At 67.8% G+C, this 7,712-nt stretch carries 7 protein-coding genes; 2 read left to right on the top strand and 5 right to left on the bottom strand.

All coding sequences use genetic code 11. The features are described 5' to 3' along the window. On the top strand, positions 1–198 hold a 198-nt coding region (locus DIE04_RS29970), incomplete at its 5' end, for a hypothetical protein (RefSeq protein ID WP_221621952.1). Here the strand turns inward: DIE04_RS29970 and phaC are convergent. The 4 genes from phaC to DIE04_RS22450 all read right to left on the bottom strand — a co-directional run bounded on the left by phaC (position 177) and on the right by DIE04_RS22450 (position 4,496). After that, on the bottom strand, positions 177–2,051 hold the full coding sequence (gene phaC, locus DIE04_RS22460; protein ID WP_124520230.1) for a class I poly(R)-hydroxyalkanoic acid synthase: 1,875 nt from the start codon (positions 2,049–2,051) through the stop codon (positions 177–179). The two genes, DIE04_RS29970 and phaC, sit on opposite strands and share 22 nt — an antisense overlap. Before the next feature lie 132 nt (positions 2,052–2,183). Further along, positions 2,184–2,321, bottom strand: coding sequence for a hypothetical protein (locus DIE04_RS29850; protein ID WP_185500397.1), 138 nt, complete (start codon positions 2,319–2,321; stop codon positions 2,184–2,186). Positions 2,322–2,429: 108 nt separating this feature from the next. Continuing rightward, the gene (pgeF, locus tag DIE04_RS22455; RefSeq protein ID WP_124520229.1) at positions 2,430–3,269 is read right to left on the bottom strand and encodes a peptidoglycan editing factor PgeF; all 840 of its coding nucleotides are present in this window, start codon (positions 3,267–3,269) and stop codon (positions 2,430–2,432) included. A 6-nt stretch (positions 3,270–3,275) separates the two neighbouring features. Continuing rightward, positions 3,276–4,496 (bottom strand): RluA family pseudouridine synthase, encoded by a 1,221-nt coding sequence (locus DIE04_RS22450; protein ID WP_124520228.1) that lies wholly within the window; start codon positions 4,494–4,496, stop codon positions 3,276–3,278. A gap of 41 nt (positions 4,497–4,537) precedes the next feature. On the opposite strand from DIE04_RS22450, the gene DIE04_RS22445 reads away from it, so the two are divergent. Further along, complete coding sequence (locus DIE04_RS22445; protein WP_124520226.1) at positions 4,538–5,362, top strand: outer membrane protein assembly factor BamD; 825 nt, start codon at positions 4,538–4,540, stop codon at positions 5,360–5,362. An 81-nt stretch (positions 5,363–5,443) separates the two neighbouring features. Here the strand turns inward: DIE04_RS22445 and DIE04_RS22440 are convergent, their stop codons facing one another. Then, entirely contained in the window at positions 5,444–7,681 is a 2,238-nt protein-coding gene (locus tag DIE04_RS22440; RefSeq protein WP_124486309.1) for an ATP-dependent DNA helicase, read from the bottom strand. Positions 7,682–7,712: the final 31 nt, after the last annotated feature.

Genomic DNA, 7,712 nt, shown 5'->3' with positions numbered 1-7,712 from the left:
GCCGCGATCTTCGCGAGCGAGCCGCCGAATTTGCCGACCGCGGTCCGCGCGGCCGATACGATCACTACGTCCGTCATTTCCGTTTCCTCCGGGCCCGCACGACACGGCGCATCGCTACCGGCCCTGTTAAAAAAACTGCGGTGCATCGGACAGCGTGCGCCGCTGTCCGGTTTTCGTCAATCGCGCTGCAATACGTAGCGACCCGGCGCCGGCTCGATCACCGGGAACTGCTCGCTCCCGGGCTTGGCGGGCGGCGCGACCTTGCGGCCGCCGTACTGGTCGAGCCACTCGACCCAGGTCGTCCACCAGCTGCCGGGCTGCTCGGTCGCACCGGCAAACCAGTCGTCCGCCGATGCGGGCAGGTCGCTGTCGTTGACCCAGTAGCTGCGCTTCTTCTTCGCCGGCGGATTGATCACGCCCGCGATGTGACCCGACGCGCCGAGCACGAACTTCAGCGGGCCCGTCAGGATCGACGTCGATGCGTAGGCCGTCTGCCACGGCACGATGTGATCCTCGCGCGACCCGTAGATGAAGGTCGGCACGTCGATGCGCGACAGGTCGACGGATTCGCCGCACACCGTCAGCGCACCCGGCACGCGGAGCTTGTTCTCGAGATAGGTATTGCGCAGGTACCACGCGTACATCGGCCCCGGCAGGCTCGTCGAGTCGCTGTTCCAGTACAGCAGGTCGAACGCGGCGGGCGTGCGGCCCTTCAGGTAGTTGTCGACGACGTAGTTCCACACGAGGTCGTTCGGCCGCAGGAACGAGAACGTGTTTGCGAACTCGACGCCGCGCATCAGCCCCGGCGCGGCGCCGTTCTTGCCGCCGATGGTCTGCTCGCGCATCTGCACGTGCGCCTCGTCGACGAACACGTCGAGGATGCCGGTGTCGGTGAAGTCGAGCATCGCGGTCAGCAGCGTCATCGACGCGGCCGGATGTTCGCCGCGCGCGGCGAGCACCGACAGCGCGGTCGCGAGCATCGTGCCGCCGACGCAGAAGCCGAGCGTGTTGATCTGCTCGCGGCCGCTGACCTGCTGCACGGCGTCGATCGCCGCGAGCAGCCCTTCGTTCATGTAGTCGTCCCACGTCTTGTGCGCGACCGACGCATCGGCGTTGCGCCACGACACGAGGAACACCTGATGGCCGCTCGACAGCGCATGCGCGACGAGCGAATTCTCGGGCTGCAGGTCGAGGATGTAGAACTTGTTGATGCACGGCGGCACGATCAGGAGCGGCCGTTCGAACACCTTGTCCGTCTTCGGCGCGTACTGGATCAGCTGGATCAGGTCGTTCTCGTAGACGACCGCGCCTTCGGTACACCCGAGGTTCTTGCCGACCACGAACTGCGATTCGTCGGTCTGCGAAATTTTGCCGCGCTGCAGGTCGCCGAGCAGGTTCATCATCCCCTGCCGCAGGCTTTCGCCCTGCGTCTCGAGGATCGATTTCTGTGCGTCGGGATTGAGCGCGAGGAAGTTGCTCGGCGCCGCGGCGGCCGTCCATTGCTGAACGGAGAAACGGATGCGTTCGCGCGTCTTCGGGTCGGTCTCGAGCGCGTCGGCCAGTTCCTGCAGGTAGCGCGCGTTGAGCAGGTACCACGCGGCCGCGAATGCATGCGCGGGCGACGCCTTCCAGGCATCCCCGCTGAAGCGGCGGTCCTTCAGTTCAGGCGACTCGAGCTTCGCGGCGGCGGCCTGCTGCATCAGCGTCATGCAGTCGCGCGCATAGTCGGCCTGCAACTTCTGGAGCCGTTCGGGCGGGATCGCGGCTACCGGCAGCTTCAGCCCCGCGAACGGCGATGCCAGGCCGCCGAAGGCGCCCAGATCGGGCATCGACGGCATCTGGAACGGAACCGATGTCGGGAACTGGAATGCGGCGAATGGATTCGCGGTGGTCGACGCCGTTGCGGCGCGCGCAGGATCGGCGAAACCGCGCCACGCGTTCAGCCATGCCTCGAACATCTGCTGCATCGGCTGGGTAGCCTGACCGAATCCGATGCTGCCCGTGGAAGTGCCCGCCTGAGCGGACGTCGACGAATTTTTCGATGCTGTCATTACCTGCCTTACCGGTGATTCGTGAGCGTCAATCGTGAAATCCTGCTCGCGCGCGGCGTGCCGGTTGCGAGCCGGGCCGTCATGCTCTGGAGAGGCGTCTCCAGATTCTGCCGCAGTGCGGTATTTTTATCATTATCGTTTTCCCCATGTGAAGCGTTGCATCAAACCGCTGAACATTTCTGCTCGAAGATAATCCGCGCGCAACAGGCGGGACAAGGCTTCCGGCGAAACATAAAACATTTTGATTGACTTGACTTCGCGATTATTCATTCGGTTGTCCATGCAACGCCGCATTGCCTCGCCAATATCGAGATAAGCCGATTTCGCAACGCAACAAACCGCGCGCGCAGACGCACGCGGTCAGCCCTCAGTCGGCTTTCAATCGGCCAGCCAGATCGCCGCCGCCATGCGGCCGGTCACGCGGTCGCGCCGGTACGAATAGAAGCGTGCGGGTTCGTTGACCGTGCACGCGCGCCGGCCGCTCACGTGCGCCACGCCTGCGCGCGCGAGGCGCAGGCGCGCGAGCGCATGGAGATCGGCGAGGTACTTGCCGGGCGCACCGTCGATCGCGACGAACGCTTGCCGCGTCTCATCATGCTCCGACTGCGGAGCGGTGTCGAGAAACGCCTCGCGCACGTCGGCGCCGACTTCGAACGCCTGCGGGCCGATCGCGGGCCCGAGGTACGCATGCAGCGCATCCGTCGCGCCGCCGGCGAGCGCCGCGACGCGCGCCGCGGTCTGCTCGACGATGCCGGCCGCGAGCCCGCGCCAGCCTGCGTGCGCGGCGCCCACCGCCCGGCCCTGCGCATCGCACAGCAGCACCGGCAGGCAATCCGCGACCATCACGACGCAGACCGCCCCCGTGCGGTCGGTCACGCTCGCGTCGGCCTGCACGGGCGCCGAGCCAGCCGGCGCGGCCTCGATCACCTCGTCCGCACGCACGACCTGCGCGCCGTGAACCTGCTCGAGCCATGCCGCGCGCGCCTGCCCCGCCAGCGCGAGCAGGCGCGCGCGATTCGCCGCGACATGGGCCGGATCGTCACCGGTATGCAGGCCGAGATTCATCCCGCCCGGCAACGCGGCGCCGTCCTGCCGGCGCCCGTACGGGCCTTCGCTCACGCCGCCGTCGCGCGTCGTGATCAGCGCACGCACGCGCGGCGCCACCTGCCAGTCGGGCTGCACGCAGTCCTGCCACGTCAACGGCGCCAGGTTCGTCATCGGCACTCAATCCTCCTCATCGTCGTAATCGTCGTCGTGATCCTCGTCGTGATCCCGATAACCGCCGGCGAAATCGTCATCGTCGTAGACACCGTCTTCGTCGTCGAATTCCTCGTCGCCCTGCCCGAAGCCCAGCGCCGCGACGAGCGCGTTCATGTCGTCCGGCAACGGACAGCGCCACTGCATCGTCTTGCCCGTGACCGGATGCACGAGGCCGAGCCGCCATGCGTGCAGCGCCTGCCGCGCGAACCCGTCCGGCAGCGGCGCGACCGAGCGCTTGCCGCGCGCGCGCCCGTACACCGGATCGCCGAGCAGCGGATGCCCGACATGCGAGCAGTGCACGCGGATCTGGTGCGTCCGGCCGGTTTCGAGGTCGCACTGGATCGCGGACACCGGCTGACGTTGCCACATGCATGTGTCAACCGTGCGGAAATGCGTGCGCGCGGGCTTGCCCGACGCGCCGGTGACGACGGCCATGCGCGTGCGCTCGCGCGGATCGCGGCCGATCGGCGCGTCGATCGTGCCGTCCTCGGGCATCGTGCCCCACACGAGCGCGAAATAGCGGCGCTTCACCGTGCGCGCCTGCAGCTGGCGCACGAGGTCGGTCTGCGCGGCGAGTGTGCGCGCAACCACCATCAGGCCGGACGTCTCCTTGTCGAGCCGGTGCACGATGCCCGCGCGCGGCAGGCCGGCCGCCGCGTCGCCGTAGCGGTGCAGCAGGCCGTTGAGGATCGTGCCGCTCCAGTTGCCGGCGGCCGGGTGGACGACGAGGCCCGCCGGCTTGTTGATGACGACGAGCGCGTCGTCCTCGTAGATCACGTCGAGCGGCACCGGCTCCGGCGTGAACGCCAGCTGCTCCGGCAGCAGGTCGGGCACGAGCTCGATCCTGGCGCCGAGCGGCACCGGCTGGCGGATCTTCGCCGGCGCGCCGTCGACCAGCACGCGTTGCGCCTCGATCCAGCTCTGCAGGCGGCTGCGGGAGAATTCGGGGAACAGTTGGGCGAGCGCCTTGTCGAGGCGTTCACCCGCCAGCGACAGCGGCACTTCGACGACGCGCGGCGCCTCGTCGGCCGCCGCGGACGGCACCACAGGCGGCTGCATCGCGCCTGCAGCCAGATCGTCATCGGGGGAATCCCCCGAGGCAGCGTCGGCGGGCCGATCGCTTGGGCTATAATCTTCGCGATTTGACTTGCCCCGCGGGGCATTCTGCGAACTTGAACGGGTCATTTAGACTGGGTCACCGAGACTTGAAGCTAGGACATGCGAGCATGATGAATTCGACCAAACGTACGGCCAAAACCGTCACCGCCCGAGCTGCGGTGGTAGCGGCCGCGGCCCTCATCGCCGGCTGCCACGGCTTGCCGCAGAAGCAGGACGAGACGGCTACCTGGTCGAACAACAAATTATACTCAGAGGCCCAGGACGCACTGTCCGGCGGCGACTGGGGCAAGTGCGCGAAATATTTCGAATCGCTGCAAGGCCGCGATCCGTTCGGCCATTTCGCGCAACAAGCGCAGATCAACGTCGCGTACTGCAACTGGAAGGACAACGAAGCGGCAGCCGCCGACCAGGCCGTCGACCGCTTCATCCAGCTGCACCCGGATCACCCGGATATCCCGTACGCGTACTACCTGAAGGGGATGATCCACTTCAACGACGATCTCGGCCTGTTCGGCCGCTTCTCCGGCCAGGACATGAGCGAGCGCGATCCGCAGGCACTGCGCGAATCGTACGACGCGTTCAAGGTCGTCGTCGACCGCTACCCGAAGAGCAAGTACGCGCCGGACGCCGCCGCCCGGATGCGCTACATCGTCAACGCGCTCGCGTCGCACGAAGTGCACGCGGCCGACTACTACTATCGGCGCGGCGCCTATGTCGCGGCGATCAACCGCGCGCAGCTCGCGATCAAGGACTACAAGGGCGCGCCGGCGATCGAGGACGCGCTGCACATCATGATCCTGTCGTACGGCAAGCTGAACCAGCCGGAGCTCGCGGAAGACACGAAGCGCGTGCTCGCGGGGACTTTCCCGGACAGCCCGTACATCACCGGCCACTCGCGCCCCGGCACGAAGAAGTCGTGGTGGCAGTTCTGAGCGACGCCCGTGCATCAACAAAAAACCCGGCCATCGAGCCGGGTTTTTTGTTGATGCCGCCCGTAGCAGGCGGCGGGGCGGTCATGCGCGTTTTTCCGCGCGGTGCTCGTCGAAAAAGTCCTGCACGACCGCGATCTCGCGGGTGCGCTTGAACGGCGGCAGGCTCTGCCAGATCCGGCGGCCGTAAGGCTTGTCGACGAGCCGCGTGTCGCAGATCATCAGCACGCCGCGATCGGTCTCCGCGCGAATCAGGCGGCCCGCACCCTGCTTCAGCGTGATCACGGCCTGCGGCAGCTGGTGAACCGCGAACGGGCTCAAGCCCTTCTTGGTCAGCGCGTCGAGCCGCGCGGCCAGCACCGGATCGTCGGGCGGCGCGAACGGCAGCTTGTCGATCACGACGAGCGACAGCGCGTCGCCGCGCACGTCCACGCCTTCCCAGAAGCTCTGGCTGCCGACGAGGATCGCATTGCCGTACGAACGGAAGCGATCGAGCAGCTCGGTGCGGCTGGCGTCGCCCTGCACCAGCAGCGGCATGTTCCAGCCACGCGACTCGATCACGTCGCGCAGCTTCGACGCGATCCGGTCGACCGCACGCAGCGTCGTGCACAGCATGAAGACGCCACCGCCCGACGCCTCGATCGCCGGCAGCGCGGCGTCGAATACGGCGTCGGTAAACGCCGGCGACGACGGCTGCGGCAGGTTGCGCGGCACGTACAGCAGGCCCTGCGTCTGATAATCGAACGGGCTCGCGAGCGTCATCGAGCGCCGCGAGCTGAGCCCCATCTGGGCCGCGTAGTGCGTGAAGTCGCCGCGCACCGACAACGTCGCCGACGTAAAGACCCACGCGCGCGGCACGCCGGCGCGCTGCTTCGCGAAAATCGGCGCGACCGACAGCGGCGTTTCGTGCAGCTGGACGGTATGTGCGAACACCTCGACCCAGCGCACCTTCTCGTTCGGGTCGTCGGCGGCAGCCTTGTCGCCTGCTGCGGCGGCGTCGGCCTTCGCGGCCGCTTCCGCCGCACCGGGCGCGACCCAACCCGCGAGCAGGTCCTGCAGCTCGCGGGCGCGCCGCAGGCACGCGCCGAGCGATTCCGCCCGTTCGGCCTGGCTCGCGAGCGCCGAGGCAAGCGCATCGAGCGCCACTTCGAGCGCATCGAGCGCGCCGAACATCGGATGATCGTCGCCCAGTTGCGCGAGCGACATGCGCACGATCTGGTCGTTCGCGAACGCGAGGCGCAGGTCGCGCGCCGCACGTTCGAGATCGCCGCCGAGCTTCACCCACTCGACCGCATCGCGCGCATGGCTCAGGCCTTCGGCGACCGTGTCGCGCGCGAGTTCGAGGATTTGCGTGGTCGACAGCGTCTCGCCGAAGAACAGCGTGGCCGTTTCCGGCAGCTGGTGCGCTTCGTCGAAGATCACCGTGTTCGCGTTCGGCAGCAGTTCGGCCATCCCGGTGTCGCGCAGCATGATGTCCGCGAAGAACAGGTGATGGTTGACGACGACGACGTCGGCCTGCTGCGCCTCGCGCCGCGCCTGCATCACGAAGCATTCCTTGTAGTGCGGGCACTCCTGGCCGAGGCAGTTGTCGCGCGTCGACGTGACCATCGACCACACGGGCGCCGTCTCCGGCACGCTCGCGAGCTCGGCCTTGTCGCCGCTCTTCGTGATCTTCGCGAAGCGGACGATTTCCTGCAGGTACGCGGTGTCCTGCCGCGACGGCAGGCGGCCGTTGTCGGCCGTGCGCTGCAGGTAGTAATGGCACAGATAGTTCGAGCGGCCCTTGAGCATCGCGACCGTCACCGGCACCGCGAGCGCGTTGCGCACCGTCGGGATGTCGCGCTGGAACAGCTGGTCCTGCAGGTGCTTCGTGCCGGTCGACACGATCACCTTGCCGCCCCACAGCATCGCGGGCACCAGGTATGCATAGGTCTTGCCGGTACCGGTGCCGGCCTCGACGATCAGCGTGTTGTCGCCGGCGTCGGTGTCGGCGGCTGCGCCGTCCGCGGCGGACTCGGCCGCCTGGTCGCCTTCGCCGAGGCGGCGCGCCGGCCGCTTGCGGGTCTCGAAGATTTCCGGCTCGGGCATCCGGCGCGCGGAGGCCTCCATCGCGGACGCGACCGCGCGCGCCATTTCGATCTGCGACTGGCGCGGGTGATAGCCGTCCAGCGCGCGCGCGAGCAGTCCGCCTTCGCCGAAAATCGTGTCGAGTTCGTCGACGCGCTTGCGGCTCAGCTCGAAGGTGCCTTCGGGCGCACGAACGCGCCCGGCGGACGACGCGTCACGCCGGGCATCGGGGTTGGCTTCAAGCGGTGAATTCAAGGCAAGCGTTCCTGTGTCCAGCGCCCGGGCG

It is taken from the genome of Burkholderia sp. Bp8994, assembly GCF_003853805.1.
Taxonomy (GTDB): domain Bacteria; phylum Pseudomonadota; class Gammaproteobacteria; order Burkholderiales; family Burkholderiaceae; genus Burkholderia.
The sequence above is the reverse complement of the archived record's forward strand: the minus strand, read 5'-3'. Positions and strand labels throughout refer to the sequence as shown.

Bases quoted from the DNA above. Each gene is read 5' to 3' on its own strand.
- phaC (WP_124520230.1), bottom strand. From the start codon at position 2,051: ATGACAGCATCGAAAAATTCGTCGACGTCCGCTCAGGCGGGCACTTCC.
- DIE04_RS29850 (WP_185500397.1), bottom strand. From the start codon at position 2,321: ATGAATAATCGCGAAGTCAAGTCAATCAAAATGTTTTATGTTTCGCCG.
- pgeF (WP_124520229.1), bottom strand. From the start codon at position 3,269: ATGACGAACCTGGCGCCGTTGACGTGGCAGGACTGCGTGCAGCCCGAC.
- DIE04_RS22450 (WP_124520228.1), bottom strand. From the start codon at position 4,496: ATGACCCGTTCAAGTTCGCAGAATGCCCCGCGGGGCAAGTCAAATCGC.
- DIE04_RS22445 (WP_124520226.1), top strand. From the start codon at position 4,538: ATGATGAATTCGACCAAACGTACGGCCAAAACCGTCACCGCCCGAGCT.